18 protein-coding genes and 1 tRNA gene are annotated in these 23,018 nt (G+C 70.5%); 7 read left to right on the forward strand and 12 right to left on the reverse strand.

What is annotated here, in order from left to right:
• The coding region (locus Q8W67_RS05420; protein WP_305541878.1) for a GDP-L-fucose synthase at positions 1-923 on the reverse strand (923 nt) is incomplete at its 3' end.
• Positions 924-1,406: 483 nt separating this feature from the next.
• On the opposite strand from Q8W67_RS05420, the gene Q8W67_RS05425 reads away from it, so the two are divergent.
• Genes Q8W67_RS05425 through Q8W67_RS05435 form a run of 3 tightly spaced genes read left to right on the forward strand, consistent with a single transcriptional unit; the run spans position 1,407 to position 4,126 of the window.
• Entirely contained in the window at positions 1,407-2,930 is a 1,524-nt protein-coding gene (locus tag Q8W67_RS05425; protein WP_305541881.1) for a phytoene desaturase, read from the forward strand.
• Positions 2,911-3,981, forward strand: a complete 1,071-nt coding sequence (locus tag Q8W67_RS05430; RefSeq protein WP_305541883.1) for a phytoene/squalene synthase family protein — start codon at positions 2,911-2,913, stop codon at positions 3,979-3,981. The genes Q8W67_RS05425 and Q8W67_RS05430 overlap by 20 nt, the downstream gene beginning before the upstream one ends.
• 10 nt (positions 3,982-3,991) lie before the next feature.
• Entirely contained in the window at positions 3,992-4,126 is a 135-nt protein-coding gene (locus Q8W67_RS05435; protein ID WP_305541886.1) for a hypothetical protein, read from the forward strand.
• A gap of 25 nt (positions 4,127-4,151) precedes the next feature.
• On the opposite strand, the gene hemC is transcribed toward Q8W67_RS05435, so the two are convergent.
• The gene (gene hemC / locus Q8W67_RS05440; RefSeq protein WP_305541888.1) at positions 4,152-5,075 is read right to left on the reverse strand and encodes a hydroxymethylbilane synthase; all 924 of its coding nucleotides are present in this window, start codon (positions 5,073-5,075) and stop codon (positions 4,152-4,154) included.
• A 199-nt stretch (positions 5,076-5,274) separates the two neighbouring features.
• Here hemC and Q8W67_RS05445 point away from each other — a divergent pair, with 199 nt between their 5' ends.
• Together Q8W67_RS05445 and Q8W67_RS05450 are read left to right on the forward strand one after the other, a co-directional pair.
• A complete protein-coding gene (locus Q8W67_RS05445) occupies positions 5,275-6,195 on the forward strand; it encodes a metallophosphoesterase (RefSeq protein WP_305541891.1) in 921 nt (306 codons plus the stop codon).
• A 317-nt stretch (positions 6,196-6,512) separates the two neighbouring features.
• Positions 6,513-6,992 (forward strand): ABC transporter ATPase, encoded by a 480-nt coding sequence (locus tag Q8W67_RS05450; protein ID WP_370693818.1) that lies wholly within the window; start codon positions 6,513-6,515, stop codon positions 6,990-6,992.
• A 64-nt stretch (positions 6,993-7,056) separates the two neighbouring features.
• Here the strand turns inward: Q8W67_RS05450 and Q8W67_RS05455 are convergent, their stop codons facing one another.
• Both Q8W67_RS05455 and Q8W67_RS05460 read right to left on the reverse strand, forming a co-directional pair.
• Positions 7,057-8,589, reverse strand: coding sequence for an acyl-CoA carboxylase subunit beta (locus tag Q8W67_RS05455; protein ID WP_305541894.1), 1,533 nt, complete (start codon positions 8,587-8,589; stop codon positions 7,057-7,059).
• A 145-nt stretch (positions 8,590-8,734) separates the two neighbouring features.
• Positions 8,735-8,809, reverse strand: a tRNA-Val gene (locus tag Q8W67_RS05460).
• 231 nt (positions 8,810-9,040) lie between these two features.
• On the opposite strand from Q8W67_RS05460, the gene Q8W67_RS05465 reads away from it, so the two are divergent.
• Together Q8W67_RS05465 and Q8W67_RS05470 are read left to right on the forward strand one after the other, a co-directional pair.
• Entirely contained in the window at positions 9,041-9,322 is a 282-nt protein-coding gene (locus Q8W67_RS05465) for a SelT/SelW/SelH family protein (RefSeq protein ID WP_305541897.1), read from the forward strand.
• Positions 9,323-9,380: 58 nt separating this feature from the next.
• Entirely contained in the window at positions 9,381-11,597 is a 2,217-nt protein-coding gene (locus tag Q8W67_RS05470; protein WP_305541900.1) for a sensor histidine kinase, read from the forward strand.
• Positions 11,598-11,607: 10 nt separating this feature from the next.
• Here the strand turns inward: Q8W67_RS05470 and Q8W67_RS05475 are convergent, their stop codons facing one another.
• Genes Q8W67_RS05475 through Q8W67_RS05510 form a run of 8 tightly spaced genes read right to left on the reverse strand, consistent with a single transcriptional unit; the run spans position 11,608 to position 22,877 of the window.
• Positions 11,608-12,750, reverse strand: coding sequence for an ABC transporter permease (locus tag Q8W67_RS05475; RefSeq protein WP_305541903.1), 1,143 nt, complete (start codon positions 12,748-12,750; stop codon positions 11,608-11,610).
• 11 nt (positions 12,751-12,761) lie between these two features.
• Positions 12,762-13,778, reverse strand: a complete 1,017-nt coding sequence (locus tag Q8W67_RS05480) for an ABC transporter permease (RefSeq protein WP_305541906.1) — start codon at positions 13,776-13,778, stop codon at positions 12,762-12,764.
• Entirely contained in the window at positions 13,775-15,706 is a 1,932-nt protein-coding gene (locus tag Q8W67_RS05485) for an ABC transporter substrate-binding protein (protein WP_305541908.1), read from the reverse strand. The genes Q8W67_RS05480 and Q8W67_RS05485 overlap by 4 nt, the downstream gene beginning before the upstream one ends.
• On the reverse strand, positions 15,703-16,584 hold the full coding sequence (locus Q8W67_RS05490; RefSeq protein ID WP_305541913.1) for a hypothetical protein: 882 nt from the start codon (positions 16,582-16,584) through the stop codon (positions 15,703-15,705). The genes Q8W67_RS05485 and Q8W67_RS05490 overlap by 4 nt, the downstream gene beginning before the upstream one ends.
• Positions 16,584-18,425: an ABC transporter ATP-binding protein gene (locus Q8W67_RS05495; protein ID WP_305541916.1), complete on the reverse strand. Its 1,842-nt coding sequence runs from the start codon at positions 18,423-18,425 to the stop codon at positions 16,584-16,586. The genes Q8W67_RS05490 and Q8W67_RS05495 overlap by 1 nt, the downstream gene beginning before the upstream one ends.
• Positions 18,422-20,374 (reverse strand): glycosyltransferase, encoded by a 1,953-nt coding sequence (locus Q8W67_RS05500; RefSeq protein ID WP_305541918.1) that lies wholly within the window; start codon positions 20,372-20,374, stop codon positions 18,422-18,424. Before Q8W67_RS05500 ends, Q8W67_RS05495 begins: the two co-directional genes overlap by 4 nt.
• The gene (locus Q8W67_RS05505) at positions 20,362-21,660 is read right to left on the reverse strand and encodes a glycosyltransferase family 4 protein (RefSeq protein ID WP_305541921.1); all 1,299 of its coding nucleotides are present in this window, start codon (positions 21,658-21,660) and stop codon (positions 20,362-20,364) included. Before Q8W67_RS05505 ends, Q8W67_RS05500 begins: the two co-directional genes overlap by 13 nt.
• The gene (locus Q8W67_RS05510; protein WP_305541924.1) at positions 21,639-22,877 is read right to left on the reverse strand and encodes a glycosyltransferase family protein; all 1,239 of its coding nucleotides are present in this window, start codon (positions 22,875-22,877) and stop codon (positions 21,639-21,641) included. The genes Q8W67_RS05505 and Q8W67_RS05510 overlap by 22 nt, the downstream gene beginning before the upstream one ends.
• Positions 22,878-23,018 lie beyond the last annotated feature (141 nt).

Consider the following 23,018-nt stretch of genomic DNA (forward strand, 5'->3'; position numbering starts at 1 on the left):
CGCAGGCCGTCTTCGAGGCCGATCTCCGGCCGCCACCCCATGGCGGTGAGGCGCGACACGTCCATCAGCTTGCGCGGTGTCCCGTCCGGCTTCGTCGCGTCGAACTCCAGGCGGCCCGCGTAGCCGATCACACGTGCCAGCGCCTCAGCCAGTTCGCGGATGGTGCAATCCGCGCCGGTGCCGACGTTGATATGCGACAGGTCCGGCCGGGTGTTGGCCGCGTAGACCGCGTCGTCCATCCCCATCACGAACACGCTGGCCCGGGCCATGTCGTCAACGTGCAGGAACTCGCGCATCGCACGGCCTGTGCCCCAGACCGTGACGCTCGGTCGGCCCTCGTCCTTCGCCTCGTGCAGGCGGCGCATCAGAGCCGGCAGGACGTGGGCGTTCTCGGGATGGAAGTTGTCGTTCGGCCCGTACAGGTTGGTCGGCATGACGCTGCGGTAGCGTCGCCCGTATTGCCGGTTGTAGCTCTCGCACATCTTGATCCCGGCGATCTTGGCGATGGCGTAGGGCTCGTTGGTCGGCTCCAGAAGCCCGGTCAGCAGCGCGTCCTCGCGCATCGGCTGCGCCGCAAGCTTCGGGTAGATGCACGACGACCCCAGGAACAGCAGCCGGTCGACATCGGCCACGTGCGCGGCGTGAATGAGGTTCGCCTGGATCAGCAGGTTCTCGTGGATGAACTCCGCCGGGTAGGTGTTGTTGGCGTGGATGCCGCCGACCTTGGCAGCAGCAAGGTAGACCTGGTCGATGCGCTGGTCGGCGAAGAACCGGCGGACCGCGGCCTGATCGAGCAGGTCGAGCGCCTGCCGGTCCGCCGTGAGGATCCGCTCATGGCCGAGCGCGCGCAAGCGACGCACGATCGCTGAGCCGACCATTCCGCGGTGGCCCGCCACGAAGATGGTCCTGTCCCGACCGCCCATCACACGCCCATTCCCTGCGGCAAGCTCGCTCGCCCGGTTCCTATATCCCTGTTCCGAGCGATATCGCCGCCGAAACACGCGTTTTCTGAGGCGAATTGCGCCGCTGCAACGGAGCGGGCGAAGCTGCGTGGTTGCGCGCGGTTCGACGGTACCACGTGGCCCGGAATCCCCGGCACCGGCATCAGCAACGGGAGTCTCTGCGGCATCGTCGCGCCCCTCCTTTGGTCGAGGATCCCGCGCCTCGGCAGCCGCCTCGATTCGGTGTAGCCGCGGTCCGGCGGGTAAGACGGATGTCAGGTGCAGAGTCCCGCCGCGGTGACGCGCAGGAACGCGCGCCGGCAGGGCGGTATCGCGGTCGCCGCGGCATGTGGCATCCGCGTCTCTGCGTGTCGCGCCGGCACGTTCTGCGGCGCATTGCACCGGCGATGCGCGGCTGTCGTTTCGGCCTTGCGCTACGGGGAAACCTAGCCATAGTGTCAAGTAATGCTGACACTCGCGGTTGATCATTTGGAGAGGCAAGGGGCTGACCGGCGACCACATGCCGTGGTTGTGGGCTCGGGCTTCGGCGGCCTCGCTGCCGCGGTCCGGCTCGGGGCGCGGGGTTACCGTGTCACCGTGCTGGAGCGTCTGGAGCAGCCGGGCGGCCGAGCGCGGGTCCACCGGCAGGACGGTTTCACCTTCGATGCCGGGCCGACCATCGTCACCGCCCCGCACCTGTTCGAGGAGTTGTGGCAGATCGCGGGCCGCCGGCTCTCCGATGACGTGGATCTGGTGCCGATCGATCCGTTCTACCGGATCCGCTTCGCCGATGGCGCGACCTTCGAGTACAGCGGCGATCCGGACCGGATGCGCGCCGAAGTGGCGCGCTTCGCCCCCGAGGACGTCGCGGGCTACGAACGCTTCATGGATCACAGCCGCGCGGTCTGCCGCATCGGCTTCGAGCAACTCGGGCATGTGCCTTTCGGCAGCATCGGATCGATGCTGAAGATCGCCCCGGATCTGCTGCGCCTGTCCGGGCACCGGTCGGTCCACGACGTGGTCGCCCGCTTCGTCCGCGACGAGCGCCTGCGCACCGTCTTCAGCTTCCACCCGCTGCTGATCGGCGGCAACCCGTTCCGGGCGAGCGCGATCTACTGCCTGATCGCCGATCTGGAGCGGCGCTGGGGCGTCCACTTCGCGATGGGCGGGACCGGCCGGCTGGTGGACGGGCTGGTGCGGCTGATCCGGGGCCAGGGCGGTCGAGTCCGCCTCGGCGTCGAGGTCGACCGCATCCGTGTCGAGGGTGGGGCGGCGACCGGCGTCGAACTCGTGGGCGGCGAGACGATCGCGGCCGACCTGGTGGTCTCCAACGCCGATTCGGCGGTCACGCATGCGCAACTCCTGCCGAAGCCGCGGCGCTGGAGCCCCGGGCGGCTCCGGCGCGCGCGGTCCTCGATGGGGCTGTTCGTCTGGTATTTCGGCACGAAGCGGCGCTATCCGGATGTCGCCCACCACACGATCCTGCTCGGGCCGCGCTACCGGGAGCTGCTCGCCGACATCTTCGATCGAAAGATGCTGGCAGAGGATGCGAGCCTCTATCTACATCGGCCCACCGCCACGGACTTGAGTCTCGCGCCGCCCGGATGCGACGCCTTCTACGTGCTGGCGCCGGTTCCGAATCTGGCGGGCGGCCAGGACTGGGGCACGCTCGCCGAGCCCTACCGGCGTCGGATCGCCCGGATGCTTGAGACGAGCGTCCTGCCCGGGCTGTCCGACGCCATCGTCACGTCCAAGGTGACGACCCCGCAGGAATTCCAGGACGATTTCCTGAGCTACCGCGGCTCCGGCTTCGGCCTGGAGCCGGTGCTGACGCAGTCCGCGTGGTTCCGGCCGCACAACCGGTCGAGAGACGTGCGCAACCTCTACTTGGTCGGCGCCGGCACGCATCCCGGGGCGGGTCTGCCCGGCGTGCTCTCCTCCGCCCGAATCCTCGATCTCGTGGTTCCGGATGCCCGTGTTCCCGCCTGAATTCGCCGCCGCGGCCGACCGAACTGCCTGCCGGGCCGCGATCCGCGCCGGCTCGAAGAGCTTCTTCGCGGCCGGTCGACTCCTGCCCGGGGAGGTGCGCGAGGCGGCCTACGGTCTCTACGCCTTCTGCCGCCTCTCGGACGACTTGGTCGACGAGGCCGCAAGTCCCTCCGACCGGCGGGACGCGGTCGTGCGGCTCGGCGCCCGGGTCGCGCTGGCCTATGCGGGCCGCCCTGCCGACGCGCCGGCGGACCGGGCCTTCGCGGAGATCGTCGGCGCCTACGCGATCCCGGAGGCCCTGCCGCGGGCGCTGATCGAGGGCTTCGCCTGGGACGCTGAGGGCCGGCGCTACGCCGACATCGCCGCCCTCCACGCCTATGCGGCCCGGGTGGCGGGCTCGGTCGGGGCGATGATGGCGCTGATCATGGGCGCGCGCGGCCCCGACGCACTCGCCCGCGCCTGCGACCTCGGGGCCGCGATGCAGCTCACCAACATCGCCCGCGACGTGGGCGAGGATGCCCGGATGGGCCGGCTCTACCTGCCGCTCGCTTGGATGAGACAGGTCGGGCTCGACCCGGACGCGTTCCTGGCTGACCCGCGGCCCAGCCCGGCGCTCGCCGAAGTCGTCGCCCGCCTGCTCGCGGAGGCCGACAGGCTGTATGCGCGCGCCGAGAACGGCATCGCGGCGCTGCCGCCCCGCTGCCGCCCGGCGATTCGCGCCGCAGCCCTGATCTATGGAGAGATTGGGCGCGTCGTCGCGGCGCACGGGCACGATTCGGTCAGTTGCCGCGCCCGAGTCGGGACCGCCCGAAAGCTGGCGCTTATCGGCCGCGCGGCACGGCCGTTGGCATCGGAGTCCATCCGCTCCGCGCCCGCGCTGCCACAGGTCGCGTTCCTGATCGAGGCCGTCCTGGGCCATCCGCCCGTCCCGGCGCACCGGCAATCCGCCTTGCGGCCCTGGTGGGACGTGGGTGGCCGGGTCGTGCACGTGCTCGACCTGATCGAGCGGCTGCGCGAGCGCGAGACGTTCGGCCGTTCCGCGCCGTCGTGACAGCAACGGGATGAGCGATCGCCTGTTTGCGGCCTTCGATATCGGCCTCGCCTTCGCCCTGGCGCTGGGGCTCGGCCTCTGGCAGCTCGTAGCGGTCCGCCGCAGCATTCGCCGCGATCGGACCCGCAAAGACGGGTCCGAGTGAGAGCCCGCAGCGGCGATCGTCCCGTCTATTGCAGATGCCGCGCGTAGGTTTCGCCGGCCGCATCCTTCAGCACGGCGCCGGCCTCCCGGCCGATCCGCTCCGCCTCCGAGGCCGGTCCCTGGCGGGAGACCGCCCAGTGGCGGCTGCCGTCCGGCAGGAACAGGAGCCCGTCGAGCGTGAGGACCTCGTCCTCGATCCGCGCCAGGGCCGCGATCGGCGTCCGGCAGGAGCCGTCGAGTTCGGCGAGCAGCGCCCGCTCGGCGGCGATCGCCGTGGTGGTGCGGGTGCAGGCGATGGGCGCCAGCAGGTCGCGGATCGCGGTGTCGTCCGACCGGCACTCGATGCCGAGCGCGCCCTGCGCCACCGCCGGCAGCATTTCCTCGACGGAGAGGATGCTGCGCGCCATGCCTTCCAGGCCGAGGCGCTGCAACCCGGCCAGCGCCAGCAGGGTCGCGTCGCACTCGCCGGCCTCCAGCTTGCGCATCCGCGTATTGGCATTGCCGCGCAGCGGCACGACCTTCAGGTCAGGCCGGTGCATCAGCACCTGAGCGCCCCGCCGAAGCGACGAGGTGCCGACCCGCGCTCCCTCGGGCAGCCCGGCGAGCCCGTCCGCGTGCGGCGACAGGAACGCGTCGCGCGGGTCGTCGCGCTCCAGGATGCAGGCGATGGCCAGGCCGTCCGGGAGCCAGGTCTCCACGTCCTTCATGGAGTGCACCGCGACGTCGACCTCGCCGGCGAACAGGGCCTGCTCGAGTTCCTTGGTGAACAGCCCTTTGCCGCCGATCTCGGAGAGCGGCCGGTCGAGGATCTTGTCGGCTACCGTGGTGACGACCACCAGCTCGGCCTCCAGACCCGGATTGGCCGCCACGATCCGGTCGCGCACCATCCCGGTCTGGGCGAGCGCCATCGGACTGCCGCGGGTTCCGATGCGCAGGGGACGATTCAGCATCTGTTTCCGGATATCTTCTACTGCGTTGTCCAGATCTTATAGCCTTCCCGCCGTCGCAGGCCATCGTCCGACGCGGGATTCAGGCTTTACGAACCGGACTCGTGTCAGGCTGACGCAGGATTCGGCACCGCCCCGGTTTCGCCGGACTGCGACCCTAGCGGCTTCCCGACCTGATACCGCAATCTACGGACCCATCGCGATGCTGATTCTGCCGAGCCGCCGGCAGTTCCTGACCGGCCTCGGCGCCGGCGCGGGCTTGGCGGCCGCCACGGGCGCCTACGCCTTCGACGTCGAGCCGATGCACCGGCTCGTGGTGACGTCCTACACGCCGAACTTGCCGCGCTGGGACCCGGCCCTGCGCCTGCGCGTGGCGGTGCTGGCGGATTTTCACATCTGCGAGCCGTTCATGCCGTTCGACCGGGTGGCGGAGATCGTCGACGCGACCAACGCGCAGAAGCCCGACCTCGTGCTGCTGCTCGGTGATTATCCGGCGGGCAGGATCGCATGGCGCAAGCTGCCGCTCGGCCAGTTCGCCCGTATGGTGGAGGAACTGAAGGCGCCCCTGGGCATCCACGCGATCCTGGGCAACCACGATTGGTGGGAGGACCACGCCGTGCAGGCCTCCCGCAGCGGGCCGCCCGAGGTCAAGCGCCTGCTGGAGGCGCGCGGAATCCCGGTCATGGAAAACCAGAGCCTGCGGCTGGTGAAGGACGGTAGGCCGTTCTGGCTCGCGGGGCTGGCCGACCAGCAGCCGTTCTTGGACGCCTGGGCGGATTACAGCCTCGCCGACCTTCCGGCCACGCTGGGCACGATCACCGATGATGCGCCGGTGATCCTGATGGCGCACGAGCCCGACATCTTCGTCGACGTGCCCGAGCGGGTCTCGCTCACGCTCGCTGGCCATACCCATGGCGGCCAGGTCCGGCTGTTCGGGCGCGCGCCCGCGATCCGGAAGGTTCGCGGCCACGATTATTCCTATGGGCATATCGTCCAGGACGGCCGCCACATGATCGTGTCCGGGGGCTTCGGCATGAGTCGGATCCCGGTCCGATTCGGAGTCCCGCCCGAGATCGTGATGCTGGACCTGGGTGGGACGGGACCGGCCGGCGTCTCAGCCTGATCCGTCGGTGCCGCGCCCGGCGATCGTACATCCTGTACGGCATCGCTCGCGGCGAAGGTCACCGCCGTATAGCAGCTCCCGTCGCTTCGAGCGCCGTCCCTTGAGGCGAACCCTCGAGGCGACAGCCTGGGGGGCGATGGTCTGAACGCCGGCAGCTAGGAACGGGTGCGTATCCCCTGCTGCGACCATCATGTCTCGTGATCCGCCCTTCGCGGCGACATACCCGACCGCCCGGCCCGGCGCCGTGGCCATGACCATCAGGCCGGCATATCCGGATGGTCGCGCCCGAACGCCGCGCCCCTCGTGGCGGACGTCGCGTGCGCTATGTCTCCGTCATGCGCGCGCTTCGACCCCTCCTCGTCTTCGCGGCCCTCGCGGCCAGCCCCGGAATCGCCCAGGCTCAATCCTGCGACATGCTCGTCGACAAGGTCACGGCCGAGACCGCGGCCAAGCCCGCCGAGCGCCGCAGCGATTATGCGAGCTTCACCGCCGGGCCGGACACCACTCTCACGCTCGCCTGCGGCGCACCCGCCTTGTCCTCGGTCGGCGCACAATTCCACGGCGCGTCGCCGCCGGAGGCCTATTACGACCTGTTCGGCCATGCCGGACACGCCGTCACAGGCATCGATGCTGCCACCATCTCGGAGGCCGCACACCGCGCCCAGGCCGCCGCCGTGCGGCTGCGACACAGCAATGTCGATCTGGGCGGTGCCCGGGTCACCTGCTCGGCGATGGTCTCGCCCGACAAGGGGCCGCTGACGCTGTGTGCGGTGATCGAGCACAGCGACCGAAGCTGAGGCTTGGCCCCGGTCCCGAGGGCGGGGTCGGGTTCCGCGTCCGTGTGAAGCCCGGAGACCCGTCTCAGAGCGGGATGTTATCGTGCTTCTTCCAGGGCTGCTCCATCTCCTTGGTCCGGAGCATCCCGAGCGCCCGCGCGATCCGGCGCCGGGTCGAATGCGGCATGATCACCTCGTCGATGTAGCCGCGCTCGGCCGCCACGAATGGCGAGAGGAAGCGGTCCTCGTACTCGCCGGTGCGGGCCGCGATCTTTTCGGGATCGCCGATCTCGCCGCGGAAGATGATCTCCACCGCGCCCTTGGCGCCCATCACGGCGATCTGGGCGGTCGGCCAGGCGTAGTTGATATCGGCACCCACATGCTTCGACGCCATCACGTCGTAGGCGCCGCCGAAGGCCTTGCGGGTGATGATCGTCACCAGGGGCACGGTCGCCTGCGAATAGGCGAACAGCAGCTTGGCGCCGTGCTTGATCAGGCCGCCGTATTCCTGCGCCGTGCCCGGCAGGAAGCCCGGCACGTCCACGAAGGTGACGATCGGGATCCCGAAGGCGTCGCAGAAGCGCACGAACCGCGCGGCCTTGCGGGACGCGTCGGAATCCAGGACGCCCGCGAGCACGAGCGGCTGGTTGGCCACGAACCCGACCGTACGGCCCTCGATCCGGCCGAAACCCGTGATGATATTCCGGGCATAGGCCGCCTGGATCTCGAAGAAATCGCCCTCGTCGACGACCCGGCGGATCAGCTCGCCCATGTCGTAGGGCTTGTTCGGGTTGTCCGGGATCAGCGTGTCGAGCGACATGTCGAGGCGCTCGACGGCGTCGAAGCTCTCGATCTCCGGCACGCCCTCGATGTTGTTGGCGGGCAGAAAGTCGAGGAGCCGGCGGATCTGGAGGATCGCCTCCACGTCGTTCTCGAACGAGCCGTCGGCGATGGAGGACTTGCTGGTGTGCACCTTGGCGCCGCCGAGTTCCTCGGCGGTCACCACCTCGTTGGTCACGGTCTTCACCACGTCCGGGCCGGTGACGAACATGTAGCTCGTGTCGCGGACCATGAAGATGAAGTCGGTCATGGCCGGCGAGTACACGTCGCCGCCCGCGCAGGGACCCATGATCACCGAGATCTGCGGGATCACACCGGATGCCATGACGTTGCGGCGGAACACCTCGCCGTAGCCACCGAGCGCGGCGACGCCCTCCTGGATGCGCGCGCCGCCGGCATCGAAGATGCCGATGATCGGCGCGCGCATCTTCAGCGCCATGTCCTGAACCTTCACAATCTTCTGGGCGTGCGCCTCCGACAGGGAGCCGCCGAAGACCGTGAAGTCCTTGGAGAACAGGAAGACGGTCCGGCCATTGATCGTGCCCCAGCCGGTGACCACGCCGTCGCCGGGGATCTTCTGCTTCTCCATGCCGAAGTCGGTGGAGCGATGCTGCACGAACATGTCGAATTCCTCGAACGACCCATGGTCGAGGAGGAGTTCGATGCGCTCGCGGGCCGTGAGCTTGCCGCGCTTGTGCTGCGCCTCGACGCGCTTCTCACCGCCGCCGAGGCGGGCCTGCGCCCGCCGCTCCGCGAGCTTGTCGAGGATGTCCTTCATGTCCGTTTCCGCCCTTACCCTGCCCGTGCCGCGCGGCCCGGATCATGCCGGGTCCAAGCTTGTGCGTTCACCGATCGAGCGCCCTTAGCACGCGCCTCACGGGTGGCAAACCGACGCGCGGATCGAACCTTAGGGGGGAGGAGAATGGTGGACGGTGCAGGGATCGAACCTGCGACCTTTCCCGTGTGAAGGGAACGCACTACCGCTGTGCTAACCGTCCATACCGGCCTTCCGCTCGTGAGCGGACCGACCGCGATCGCCCAACTAGCGTCGGCGGCGATCGGATGCCGGGCCTTCTAGGGCGGGCCGGGCCGCAACGTCAAGCACCGAGCGCGCGGTTCCCGGCGCGCGCCCCGAGGTTGACAAGGACGGTCCCGCGGTGCGCTGTGCGGGGATGCACGAGAGGCCCGCGGGTGACCGGCCCGACAGTGACGTGACGGGGGAGAGCGCAATGCGTGCGGAACGGCCGCGCGTCGCGATCACGTATTGTACCCAGTGCAACTGGCTGCTGCGCTCCGCCTGGATGGCACAGGAACTGCTCTCGACCTTTCGCGACGACCTCGGCGAAGTGGCCCTCGTTCCCGCCACCGGAGGCACGTTCCGCATCGAGATGACGGGGGTGTTGCTCTGGGAGCGGGTTCGCGACGGCGGCTTCCCCGACGTCAAGGCCCTCAAGCAGCGGGTGCGCGACCGCCTCGACCCGGAGCGCGATCTCGGTCATATCGACCGGTGATGAAGCGAGGGAACGGCGAGGAGCCCGTGGGGCACCGCGTGCCGGGGACGGGCGCCGCTTGAGCCCGGAGCACGAGGCCGAGGGCGCGAGCCTCCCGGCGGTGATCCCCGTGCGCCGATCGTGGCTGTCGCGGCGGCTCCATCGCTTCGGAAGCAACGGCTTCTCGACGCAGGTCTATCTGGTCGCGCTGGTGATCGCGCTGATCGGGCCGGGACTGCTGTTCACCAGCATCCTGCTGATGCGCTACGCCTCGGCGGAACGCGCCCGATTCGAGCAGGACGCGCGCGAGAACGTGCGCGGGATCGGCCTGTCGCTCGATCGCGATACCGCCGGCCTTGTCTCGGTCCTGCAGACCCTGGCGACGTCGCCGCGGATCCGGCAGGGCGATTTCGAGGCGTTCGACGCTCAGGCGCGCCTCGTGCGCGAATCGATCGACCTCGACGTGCTGCTCCGGCGCCCGAACGGGCAGGAGGTGGTCAATACCGGCGCGCCGCGCGGTGCGCCGATGCCGGTCATGCCGCTGCCGTTCGACCCCGACTTGGCCAAGGGTACACAGCGCGCAATGGTCAGTGGCTACATCCCGGGTCCGACCCCAAGCGAGGCGACCTACTCGGTCGGCGTGCCGGTGATGGTCGACGGCGAGGTCGGCTACATCCTCAGCTTCACTGTGCCGCTGTCCCGACTCCAGGGCATCCTGTCCCGCGAGGTCGTCCCCGGCTGGACGACCGGCATCTCCGACCGGTCGGGCATCGTCCTCGCTCGCCTGCCGGACCCGGACGCGGTGGTCGGCCGGCCCCGACTCGCGAGCCTGCGGCAGGTCCAGTCGGCGACGCCGGGCGTCTGGGAGGGCCAGGACCGGCAGCACAAGCCGGTCGCGGTCATTGAGGCCCGGTCCCGGCTCACCGGCTGGATGGTCGCCACCAGCATCCCGCAGGCGATCGTCGACGCGCGTGTGCGCCGCTGGATCTGGGCTTTCGCGGGATTCGGCCTCCTGGTCCTCGCCACGTCGTCGGTGCTGGCGGTCAACCTGTGGTCGCGGGTTTCGCGGCCCCTACGCCTGCTCGCGGCCTCCGGACCGGCGCTCTCCCGGGGTGAGGCGATCCCGCGGGTGCCCTCGCCGGTGCACGAGATCCAGCGGCTCGGGGCGGTGCTGTCGGACGCGTCGCTGCGGCTGCGCACCCGCGAGGCGGAACGCGACCGGGCGCTGGCCGACACGCGGCGCGGGCTGACGGCGCTGAGCGAAAGCGAGGCGCGGTTCCGTCACATGGCCGATTCGGCGCCCGCACTGATCTGGATGACGGACGAGACCGGCGCGGTCAGTTTTGCGAACCTGCATTTCGAGCACCTGTTCGGGATGCCCGCGGCGGAACTGACCAACGAGGGTTGGCACCGGATCGTCCATCCGGAGGATCTTGAGGACTTTCGCGCGACGTTCACCGAGGCCTTCGAGGCGCGCGGGCAATTCCGCACGGAAGTGCGCGTGCTCGACAAGACCGGGGCCGTGCGCTGGCTCCGGTGCGAGGGCGTGCCGCGCCTCGACGATGATCACAACTTCCTCGGCTATACCGGCTGCAACATCGACATCACCGACGCGAAGTTCGCCGAGGAGCATCTGCTGCTCCTGATCCACGAGCTCAACCACCGCGTGAAGAACACCCTGGCGACGGTCCAGTCGATCGCCGGCCAGTCCCTGCGCGGGCTGGAGGGGGCCGAGGCCGATGCCGCCCGGGCCGCGTTCGAGGCGCGGCTCCTGGCGCTTGCCCGCGTCCACGATGTGCTCACCCGGGAGAGCTGGGAGGGCGCGGAGCTGTCGGCCGTGGTGGCGGACGCGATCCGTCCGCTGGAATCGGGCGACGGTCGGGCCTCGCGCTTCCGGGTCGTGGGGCCAGCCCTGCGCCTGCCGCCGCGCCTCGCCCTCTCGATCGCCATGGCGCTGCACGAACTAGGCACCAACGCGGTGAAGTACGGGGCGCTCTCGATCGAGGGCGGCTGCGTCGAGATTTCCTGGACGGTGCGGCGCGAGAGCGAGACCCGCCTGTGCCTTTGCTGGGTCGAGCGGGGCGGCCCGCCGGTAAAGAAGCCGACGCGAACCGGCTTCGGCTCGCGGCTGATCGAGCGCAGCCTCGCCCGTGAACTCGCCGGCGAGGTCGCCTTGACCTACGAGCCGACCGGGGTGATCTGCACGATCGATGCGCCCGTGCCGCCGCCCGGATTGCTGGAACGCAAGAGCGCCGTGGCGCCTGCGCGGATCGCGCCGCTCCCGCTTGCCGGTTAGGCGCCGCCGCTCAGTGGTACGGGTCGGCCGCGTCGCGCAGCCCGTCGCCCATGAAGTTGAAGGCCAGCACCGTCACAAGCAGAGGCAGCACCGGGAGGAGCAACCAGGGGTAGAGCTGGACCGCGGCCAGATTCTGCGCCTCGTTGAGGAGAACGCCCCAGCTCGTCACCGGCGGCCGCAAGCCGAGGCCGAGGAAGGAGAGGGCGGTCTCGCCCAGGATCATCGTGGGGATCGACAGCGTCGCCGAGGCGATCAGGTGGCTCATGAAGTTGGGGATGAGGTGGCGGCCGATCACCCGCGCCGGCGACGCGCCCATCAGCTCGGCGGCCTGGACGAAATCCTCTTCCCGCAGGGCCAGCAGCTTGCCGCGCACGGCGCGCGCCAGGCCGGGCCAGTCCAGCAGGCCGAGGATCACCGTGATGCCCAGGAACACCAGCAGCGGGCTCCAGTTCGGCGGCAAGGCCGCCGACAGGGCAAGCCAGAGGGGCAGCTCGGGCAGGGAGCGCACGATCTCGATGAGCCGCTGCACGCCAGCATCTACGACGCCACCGAAATAGCCAGCGATGCCGCCGAACAGCATGCCGAGGCTGAACGAGATCGCCACACCCACGAGGCCGATGGTGAGCGAAATCCGCGCCCCGTAGACCATGCGGGAGAACAGGTCGCGTCCGAGCCGGTCGGTGCCGAGCAGGAACAGGGTGCCGCCCTCCGGCGGGCAGACGAGGTGCAGGTCGGTGTGGATCAGCCCGAGCCAGTCGTAGCCGTCGCCGCGACAGAGGAATCGCAGGGGCTGCGGGTGGCCCGCGTCGACGATGTACTCGCGGCGGAAGGTGTCGAGGTCGAGATGCGCCCGGTAGGGATAGACGAACGGTCCGATCAGGCGTCCGTCGTGGAACAGATGCACGCCCTGCGGCGGCGCGTAGAGGAAATCGCCGTTGCGACGGGCCTGTCCGTAGGGCGCCAGGATCTCCACGAACGGTACCGTGGCGTAGAGCGCCAGCAGAATCAGCGCCGAGGCGACGGCGAGTCGGTGGCGCAGGAACTTGCGCAGGATCAGCCGCCACGCGGAGGCGCTGCCGATGGGGCTCTCGCCCAGCGCCTGCGGCTCGAACGGCGCGGGATCGACGAAGTGATCGGGAGGCGTCTCGCTCATCGCAGACCCGTTCATCGCAGACCCATGCGGATGCGCGGATCGAGCCAGACCAGAACCAGATCCGAGATCAGCATGCCGACCAAGGTCAGGGCGGCGACGAACATCAGGATGAACCCGGCCATGAACTGGTCCTGGCTCCGCAGAGCGTCGAGCAGCAGCGGACCCACGGTGGGCAGGCTGAGGACCAGCGAGACGAGCACGGATCCCGAGACGAGATGCGGCAGCAGATTGCCGATATCGGCCACGAACGGGTTGAGCGACATCCGGAACGGATACTTGAGCAGTGCCCGAAGGGGCGGCAGGCCCTTGGCGCGAGCGGTGACCGTGTAGGGCTTCGCCAACTCGTCGAGCAGGTTCGCGCGCATGCGCCGAATCATCGCCGCGGTGCCGCCGAGCCCGATCACCAGGGTCGGCACCACGAGGTGCGCCAGCAACGAGCGGATCTTGATCCAGTCCCAGGGTTGGTTCGTGAGCGCGGAATCGTAGAGGCCGCCGATCGACAGCTCGAACCAGCGATTGGCATAGAACAGCAGGATCAGCGCCAGGAGGAATCCGGGGATCGCAAGCCCGACATAGCCGAGGAGCGTCACGACCGCGTCGCCGATCGTGTGCCGGTGGGTCGCCGAGTAGATCGCGGCCGGAATCGCCACCAGGTGGACGAAGACCACCGCCGTCAGGTTGATCAGCAGTGTCAACCACAGGGCGTCGCCGACGACGTCCGCCACCGGCTTGTCGTACTCGAACGACCAGCCCCAGTCGCCCTGCAGCAGGCCGGAGAAGCCTGCCGGGCCCGGCATCGCACCGATCCACATCAGGTATTGCTGCCAGACCGGCCGGTCGAGGCCGTATTGCCGGATGAGCAATTGAGCCTTCGCCACGGAGCCCGCCTCGCCGGTGGCGCGCAGCTCCATGATCCGGTTGGTGAGATAGTCGCCCGGCGGCAGTTTGATGACGAAGAACACGAGCGCCGAGATCACCAGGAGCGTCAGCGCCATGGTCACGACGCGCCGGAGGATCTGGACGATCACCGGACCTCCGCGCGCTTGTCGGCGGCGTTGTCCCAGAACACCTCGTCGAGGCGCTGCACGCCGATCATCGCGGTGGGATCCCAGGCGTAGAGGGCGCGCTTTGGCAGGTTGACGAGGCGGTCGGCGGCGACCACCGGCTGGAGCGCCCCCGCCACCGTCCCGATCACCCAGGTGTTGCGCGCGTGGTTCATCAGCATCTCACGCCAGATCGCCGCCTGCTTCTGGGCATCGTCGGTTTCGCGCCACTGGCGGTCGAGCTCGATCAGGCGCTGAACCTCCGGCACGTCGCAGGGCTGGCCGGACTTGCCGCGGCTCTCGACATTCGCGCTCCAGAGCGGCCAGGAATAGTGCTCCGGCTGGGCCGGGCTCAGCTCCGTCGGCGGCATGATGGCGGTGGGGACCGCGAGGTCGAGCCCCTGGGCGGCGACCATGACGGTCAGGCCTCCCACAGACCGGCGGTGCAGGTTCGTCCGCTCCTGCGGCTTGGTCACCAGGCGGATTCCGACCTCGCGCCAGAACTCGGTGATGAGCAGGAGGGCGTCCAGCACGTTCTCCGCCTCGCCGTCGCTATCGACCACGATCTCCAGCGCGCGCCCATCGGGCATCATGCGGATGCCGGAGCCGTCGCGGCCGGTGAGGCCCACCGCGTCGAGAAGGCTCGAGGCCCGCGCCGGATCGTAGCTGGCGTTGAGAGTGCGCAGCTCCGGCGAGAACAGCGCACTCTCGGACAGGATGGTGTCGTTCCCTTCCGTGCCGAGGCCGAACAGCAGCGTGTTGTTCAGCGTTCGGCGATCGATGGCGAGCGACAGCGCCTGGCGATAGCGCACGTCACGGTTCAGGGCCCTCCAGCCCGGGTCGACGGTGGTGAGGTTCGGGTAGAGGGCGATCTCTGAGCCGCGGGCCACCGGCCACAGGTTGGTGCGGTAATGATGCGCCTTCTCGCCTTCCTTCAGGCTCGGGATGTCAGGCATCGAAAGACCGCGGAACATCAGGTCGGCCTCGCCCGCGTTGGTCTTGGCGACCAGCAGGCCCTGGGAGGCCACGTCCATCACGATGGCGTCGATGTAGGGAAGCTGCGTCCCGGCGGTGTCGACCCGGTGGTAGCTGCGGTTGCGCTCGAACCGGAATCGGGTGGCCGGCGCGCGGGTGCGTGGCACCCAGCCCTGGAGTGTCGGACAATCCGGGTTGCTCAACTCGTAAGTGTCGTCGAGACGAGAGTGCAACGCCGCCCAGCCGCGCAGCTTCTGCGCCTTGGCCTTCGCGTCGGCCGCCTCCTTGCCGACATAGCGGGCATGGAACGACCTGAGGTAATGGGACGGGCGGTAGATCAGCGGGTCGCGCGGGGCGGCCAGGGACGGCAGGAACATCGGGTTCGGCCGATCCCAGCTGTATCGGATCGTGAGCGGATCCGGGTACTCGACGCGCGGCGGCTTGCCGTCCACCAGGAAGAAGCCCGGCGGCCCGTCCGGGGTGAGCGCCTTCTCGTTGGCGACGTCCTCCCAGTAATAGCGAAAATCCTCCGCCGTGAAGGGATGGCCGTCCGACCAGCGGTGTCCCTCGCGCAGCGTGAACGTGAAGCGGCCGCCCTCGACATCGACCCGCGCCAGCAGGTCCGGCCGCAGGTTCAGGTCGGCGTCGTAGCCGATCAGGCGAGTGTAGCCGTAGACCGAGAGGTAGCGCACGTCCCGCGCCTTCGCGATCAGCGTGCGGATCGTACCGCCGGTGGCGCCGGTCCGGCGCCCGCGGGCGGCGAGGTCGACGATGAGGGGCGCGGCCGGGGGGGCGGGGACGTCGCCCTCTGCCCACGATGCGCGTGACCCAAGGAGACTTGAGGCGCCGAAGCCCGCGATCAGGGCGCGCCGGGAGAAACCGCCGTCTTTCCCCGCTCTGCGGGGGAGGGTGGCGGCAAGCTTGTCATGCCTGCTCACGACCCGCCTCGCGACTCTGCGGAATGCAGCGCGACAGAGGTCAGCCGCGCCGGCGAATACCCGGTCGCCCGATGCAGATCGTCGAAGGCGTGAGCGCGTACGATCAGGCCGGCCGCCTGCCGCACCAGGGCATCGTCGGCCGGCTGCTCGAACTGGCGGCCGTTCCGGGTCCAGCGGATCGGTTCCGGGCCGTGCGCGGGGCCGGTGATCATCGCGATGGTGGGATGCGCGGGGCCGCCATGGGCGTGGATCCGGTGGCCCGCCGCGTCGTCGTCGAACAGCAGCCGGGTCAGGCCGCGCGCATGCGCCTCCACGACCCGGCGACCCTGAGCCACGTGATCGTCGAAGAACGCCACCGTGGCGGCCGGATCGATGCCGGACCAGTCTGCGGTAGACCAGTCTGCGGTGCTGTAACGCGCCTCCGGGTCGCGGTACTGCAGACCCGACAAGTCCGGATCATGACAGAAGATCTTCGCGTGCGGGCAGGCTTGGCGGATCACCCACGTGGTCAGCCCGCGGAACACCCCGGACTCGATCACGAAGTCCGGTTTCAGCGCCCGCATCGCCACGTAGAGCTGGAGCGCGCCATTGAAGCCGCTGCCGCCCCGGCGCTGCCGCACCGGGGCAGAGGGGATCAGCGCCCAGAATTGCCGCACCCGGTCGAGGAGGTCACCGTCGGGTGCGATCCCGGCAGCCGCGAGATCCCGCTCCAGGATCGCCGCCGCCGATTCCAGAAGGATCGTCACCTCGCGGGGCGAGGTCGGGCGGTGGGTCCAGTCGGGCGCGGCCGGGACGAGATCGTAGCCGAGGCGGTCGAACAGCGGCGACAGCACCTTGCGGCGCAGCCGCTCCAGCATCACGGGCGGGCGCGGCTGCATCAGGCGGCCTCCGCTTCCCGGGTCGCTCCGAAGCGAACCCGGTGGCCGGCCTCGATCGCGCGCATCTGGCCGGCTTCGTCCGGCGCCAGCCGGTAGGGCGTCTCCCAGCGCGCCGGATCGTTCTGGTCGCCCGTGATGGCTGCGAAGTCGAGCGGATGGTCGAGGCTCGGGTCCGGCACGGCGGCCAGCAGCGCCCGCGTGTATGGATGAACTGGCCGGCGGAACAGCGCGGCGCGGGGAGCCTCCTCGACGACCCGGCCCCGGCACATCACGCTGATCGTATCCGCCATATAATCAATCACCGCGAGATTGTGTGAGACGATAAGGTAGGACAACCCGAGCGCGGCTTGGAGGTCCTTCAGCAGGTTGAGGATCTGCGCCTGCACCGAAACGTCGAGGGCCGAGACGGGCTCGTCGAGCACCAGGAGGCGCGGATTCGGCGCCAGCGCCCTGGCGATGCCGATACGCTGGCGCTGGCCGCCCGAGAAGGCGTGCGGGTAGCGCCCGAGTCCGCTCGCATCCAGCCCGACCATCGCCATTAGGGTACGGCAGCGCTCCCGCCGCTCTGCGGCCGGGACACCGTGGATCTCCATGGGCTCTGACAGGATCTGCCGCACGGTCATGCGCGGGTCGAGGGACGCGTAGGGGTCCTGGAACACGAACTGGACCGTGCGCCGGTAGGCGAACAGGGCGTCCCCGGTGAGGCCGTGGACATCCCGGGGGCCGGTGCCGTCATCGAACAGGATCCGGCCGGTACCGGGCTCGAGGGCCCGCATGATCATCTTCGCCACGGTGGTCTTGCCGGAGCCGGACTCGCCGACGAGGCCGAGGGTCTCGCCCGCCGCGAGGCTCAACGAGACGTCGGAGACCGCGTGCACGATCCTGGGCTTCTGCCAGAGCCGGCCGGCCCGCAGGGTGAAGCTCTTGCTCACGCCTTCGACCTGGAGCAGCGGCCCGGCGAGCGTCGTACGCGCCTGCGCCGGCGGGATTTCGGCGCGGGCGGGGCGGATCGGGGTCAGGCGCTCGCCGGGCGCCATGTCGAACCGGGGCACGGCGTGGAGGAGGGCGCGCAGGTAGGGGTGGCCGGGGGTGCGCATCACCGTCTCGCAGGGGCCGGCCTCCACGAGGCGGCCGCGGTAGAGTACGGCGACGTCGTGGGCGATGTTGGCGACCACACCGAGATCGTGGGTGATCAGCAGGATCGCCATCCCGGTCTCGTCCTGGAGCTTGGCCAGCAGGGCGAGAATCTGGGCCTGGGTTGTGACGTCGAGCGCCGTGGTTGGCTCGTCGGCGACCAGGAGGGCGGGTTCCAGGATCAGTGCCATCGCCATCATCGCGCGCTGGCGCAGGCCCCCGGACAGCTCGAACGGGTAGGTTCGCAGGGCGCGCCGCGGGTCCGGGAAGCCGACCCGGGCGAGGGCCTCCTGCGTGCGGGCGTCGGCCTCCCGGCGGTCTGCGCCCGTATGGATGCGCAGGGCCTCGCCGATCTGATCGCCGATCGTGTGAAGCGGCGACAGGCAGGTCATCGGCTCCTGGAAGATCATCGCGATCCGCTGCCCGCGGATCGCCTGCATCGCCGCGCCTTCCGCCGGCAGCTGGGCGATGTCGGTCTCCGCGGACCCGTCGCGGAACAGGATCTGCCCCCGCGTGATCGCGGCCGAGGCCGGTAGGATGCGCAGGATCGCCTGCGCGGTGACGGACTTGCCCGAACCGGATTCGCCGACGAGGGCCAGGGTGCGCCCGCGCATCACGTCGAGGGACAGGCCGTGCAGCGCTTCGAACGGTCCGGTCTCCGTGCGGAACGCGACGGCGAGGTCGCGGATGGACAGCAGCGGGCTCAACCGGTCCTCACGATATCGGTCATTGGAAAACTAGACTTCGCCGCGCCGGAGTCCATCGCAGCCTCGGCGAATAGGGCGCGCGGATCGAGCGGATGCGCGGCCGGATGCGTGAGGAGGACCGACAGCAGCTCCTCGACGAACGCCCAGATCGCCGCGTCGTGGACGCGGTGGTGCGTCAGCAGGCCCACAGGCCGCGCAGGTCTGCGCGCGATGCCCGCCGCGAGATCGCGCATGATCGCGTCCGGGTCGCGCAGCGAGCGGGTCCCACGCCAGTCAATCGGATCGAGGGTCGCGTCGACGCGGACGAGCCCGCCGACCTCCGGTCCAGGAACCGCCGAAAGCCCGCGATAGCCGAGTCCCGGTAGGGCTTCCGCCAGGGCGGGGTCGAGGCGGTTCCAGGGCGGCACGAACACCGGCAGCAGCGCCGCATCCGGCAGGCGCTCGCGGGCGATCCGCAGGCCGGCGGCGGCGTCCGAGGCCAGGGCGTCGAGCGGGCGGTGCGCCCCGAACTCTGCGGCCTTCTCGCCGGGCGGAGCGTGGTTGTGATGGGCCAGCCCGTGGACCGCGACACTCAGACCAGGGGCCGAGGCGAGGCGCCCCCCGAGAGACGGCTCGATCCGGGCCGGGATCGCCGCGAGGAGGATCGGGGCGGCGTGGGGCTCGGCGAGGCTGATCAGCCGGTCGAGGGCCGGGGTCGCCGCGACGGCGTCATCGTCGCGCCACCACATCGGCACGCGCAGACCCCGCCCGGCGGCATCGTCCAGGGCCGCACGCAGGGCGACGGATCCCGGGCGTTCCCGCGCGATGGCACGGCGAGCCGCCAAGCCGTCCGTCCGGAGGCCCTCGACGATCGCGACCGAACGAGCGGCCCCGCCGAGGTCGATCCCGTGGGGCGCGGGCGATGGCGCGCCGAGCTGGGTATTCACGGCGCAAAGGAGCGACTCGACCGTCAGCGCCGCCTCCGGCAGCACCCGCGCGAGTCCGCGCGCGGCGAAGCATTCCGCGCGCAGCCGCTGCTCGGTCTCGCTGCCAGCCTCGAAGGGCACGAGCACGGACGGGGTCCCGGTGGCGAGGAGGTCGGTGGCGGTGTTGTAACCGCATTGGCTGATCGACAGGGCCGCACCGGCCAGCAAGTCCCGATAATCGGGCCGGGCACGGGTGAGGATGCCGGGCGGCAGGCCGCGGCCGATCTCGGTAAAGGCCGCCTCCGGCACGCCGTGCCCGGCCAGGATCCGCCAGCCCAGCGCAGGTTGCAGCCGGGCGGCCCCCGCGGCGGCGAGGAGAAGGCCCAGTCCGGCTGGACCTGAGCCCGCCGCGACGAGCACGCCCCGGCGTTCGGCAGCCGGGGAGATCCTGGTGCCCTCGTCGACGTAGCCGGTATAGCGGATCTTCTGGGCGCTCCCGGCATCGAGCGGCCACGAGGCGTCGAGAGGGACCAGGGCCGGATCGCCGTGCACCAGCACGGCGTCGTACAGCTTCGCCACCCGGGCCTGCGCCTCTGCGATCCGCTCCGGCTTCGCGGAGGCGACCAGGATGTCACGCACCGAGGCGAGCACCAGCGGGCGCGGCCGGCGGGCGCGGGCCGCCTCCACCAGCGCCAGGAACTCGGCAGCCAGCATCCGCCGGCCGAACGGGAACAACTCGGTAAGGACTGCGTCGGGCGCGAAATCCGCGAGCGTCTCGACCAGCAAGGCGCGCCGGCTCTCGAACAGCAGCGCGTCCGCCGGGAGGCCGTCAGCCCCGAGCGGCCTGGAGAAATCCGTGCCGACGGCCCGCAACGGCGGCAGCTGCACGACGCGCAGGCCGTCCTGGCGGACCATCGGGGCCGGCATGCCCCCCGTGATCAGCAGGGCCTCGTGGCCGGACACCGCGAAAGCGCGCGCCAGGGCGGCGGCGCGGGTGAGATGCCCGGCCCCGAGGAGATGCGTGACGGCGATCAGGACGCGCATGCGGACAGCTCCCGTCGCGCCCTGGTCGCCGGTGCTGCGAGCCCCGCGGAGGCGCTGAGCCGGGCCCCGATCAGGTCGACGGCCGCCTCCTCCGAGAAGTCGCGCTCGAGGCGCGATCGGGCCGCCTCGCCGAGGCTTCGGCGCAGGGCCGGGTCCGCCGCGAGGCGCGCGAGGGCTCGTGCGAGGGCGGTGGGATCACGGGGCGGGACCAGGATGCCGTGCGCGCCGTCGGTGATGAATTCCGGCGTGCCGGCGAAGGCGGTCGCCAGGATCGGCAAGGCTTGGCTCGCGGCCTCCATCAGCACGTTCGGCAGTCCGTCCCGGTCGCCCCCCGGCGCAGGCTTCGTCGGCAATATGAACAGGTCGGCCGCGCGCATCGCCGCGACCACCTCGGGCTGCGCCAGCGCCCCCCGGAAGGTGACGCGCTGCGCCAGTCCACGCTCGCCGACCCGGGCCTCCAGGGCCCGGCGCAGCTCGCCGCCGCCGATCAGGTCGAGGCGCCAGTGCAGGTCCGGGGTCAGCGACGCCAGGGCGTCGATCAGGTCGTCGTGGCCCTTCTTGGCGACCAGCCGGCCGACGCAGAGGAGGCGCAGCGGCGCCGCCGGGTCGCTCCCGTCGCGGGGATCGCGCGGCGGGGGGGGGGCCGGGAAGCGAACGAGGTCCAGACCGTGATAGGCGAGCCCCGTGCGGCCGGGCGCCAGGGAATCGAGGCGCGCGAGTCCGTCGCGGGTGCAGGTCACCCCCCAGGCAGCGTCGCGCAGCTTCTCGGTCAGCTCCCAGGCCGGGGTCGTCCAGATGTCCTTGGCATGGGCGGAGAAGCTCCAGCCGCGCCCGGTCAGCATCGCCGCATAGCGGGCGACGCTCGCCGGGGTGTGCAGGAAATGCACGTGGATATGAGTGACCTCGGCGGGCAACTCGCGGGCGAGCACCAGCGCCTGCCCGAGGCGACGCAGGCGCGAGGGGGTCGGGTCGCGCCGGAGATCCCGGGCGAACTGCGCGAGGAGCGTGGCGAAGCGGGGACGCAAAGTCGCCGCAGCGAGTCCGCGCAGCACGCGCAGCGGCGCCTCGTGGAGGTATTCCGGCAGGTAGGCGACCGGCGCGCGGATCGCCGCGTGCATGGGGTGGCGGGCACGGTCGGTCGGGCGGCGCAGAGACCAGATCTCCAGCGGCAGCCCGCGCCGCTCCAGGGCCAGCAACTCCTGTGCGATGAAGGTTTCCGAGAGGCGGGGATAGCCCTTCAGCACCACCGCGATCCGCTTGTCGCTCAAGAGAAGGCCCGCACGCATGGCCGTTCCGCACCCGGCGAGGCCAGCGCCCGCACCCGGCGCGCCACGGCGTCGAGCCCGTCGAGCAGGCCCGGGACCAGCACCCGCGACGGCTCGGTCTGGTCGGGCAGGGCGCGGAGCGCCGCGGCCATGCGCTCCGGCGCCCGTCCCTCGGATTCCAGGAGGACGCGCGCGAGGCCGAGCTGCTCGGCGGCGAGCGCCCGGATCGCCTGCTCCCGGCGCGGCTCGGTCCGGGGGACCAGGATCGCCCGCAGGTCGAAAGACAGAATCTCGCAGAAGGTGTTGTAGCCGCCCATCGCCACGACTCCGGCCGCCTTGCGCATCAGGAACTCGATCTGGCTGTCGAAGGTGATCGCCGCGATCCTGCCCATGAGCCCGCCGATCCGCGCGGTGAAGCCGTCGCGCGTGGCCCCGTCGAGGAACGGGCCGAAGGCGATCAGGCAGGGCAGGGGAATGCCGGGATCCGCCTCGTAGGCTGCGATGACCCAGTCGATCAGCGCGGCGCCGTCGCCGCCACCGCCCGGGGTGACGAGCACGAACGGGCCGCTGGCGATCGCGGGTTCCTCGCGGCCGGCGCGCATCTCCGGCACCGCCCGGCGCAGATAGCCGGTATAGATCAGCCGCCCGGCGATCCGTGCCGCCATCTCTGGGTCCATTGGCAGGGCCGCCAGGGGCTCGTGGATGCGGCTGAGGCCGTAGACCCAGATCTCGTCGTAGAAGCGCGCCATCGTCTCGGCAGCGCCCTTCCGCTCCCATTCGGGGACGAGGCGGTCGGCGTCGTCGAGCACGTCGCGCAGCCCGAGCACCAGCCGCGTCCCGCTGGCGGCGGCGCGCTCGAGCACCGGCAACAGCTCGCCGTGGAAGCCCGACGGTTCCTTGTCGACGATGATCAGGTCGGGCTCGAACGCGGCGAAGGTCCGGACGATGAGTGCGGAGCGCTGCTCGACGGTGCGGGCGAGCGGCGTGGACCCGTCGAGGCTGGCATAGCCCCCGTCCGGGAACTTTGTCACCGGCGGCAGCCGAACCGTGTGGACCCCGGGCGCGAAGGCATAACGGTCGATCACCGGGGAGCCGGAGACGATCATCGCCCGCGCCCCGCGGTTGCACGACACGATCGCGTTGGCGATCGCCCGCGAACGGCGGAGATGGCCGAGCCCGAAAGTGTCGTGGCTGTAGATCAGGACGCGCGGGGCGGGGGATGCCTCGTCCGCTCGCATCGAAATCACCGCCCCAGTTGACGGCGCGAATGTCGCAGCCGTCGCCCTCTCGCACAAGCCGGGCCGTTCGGCAAACCACGCCGTTAACGGCGCTAAAACCGGGCTCGCCTAGGTTCGAGCCGGAAGCGTCTCGCCGAAAGC

Origin of the sequence: Methylobacterium sp. NEAU K (assembly GCF_030700285.1) — a bacterium.
Classification (GTDB): domain Bacteria; phylum Pseudomonadota; class Alphaproteobacteria; order Rhizobiales; family Beijerinckiaceae; genus Methylobacterium.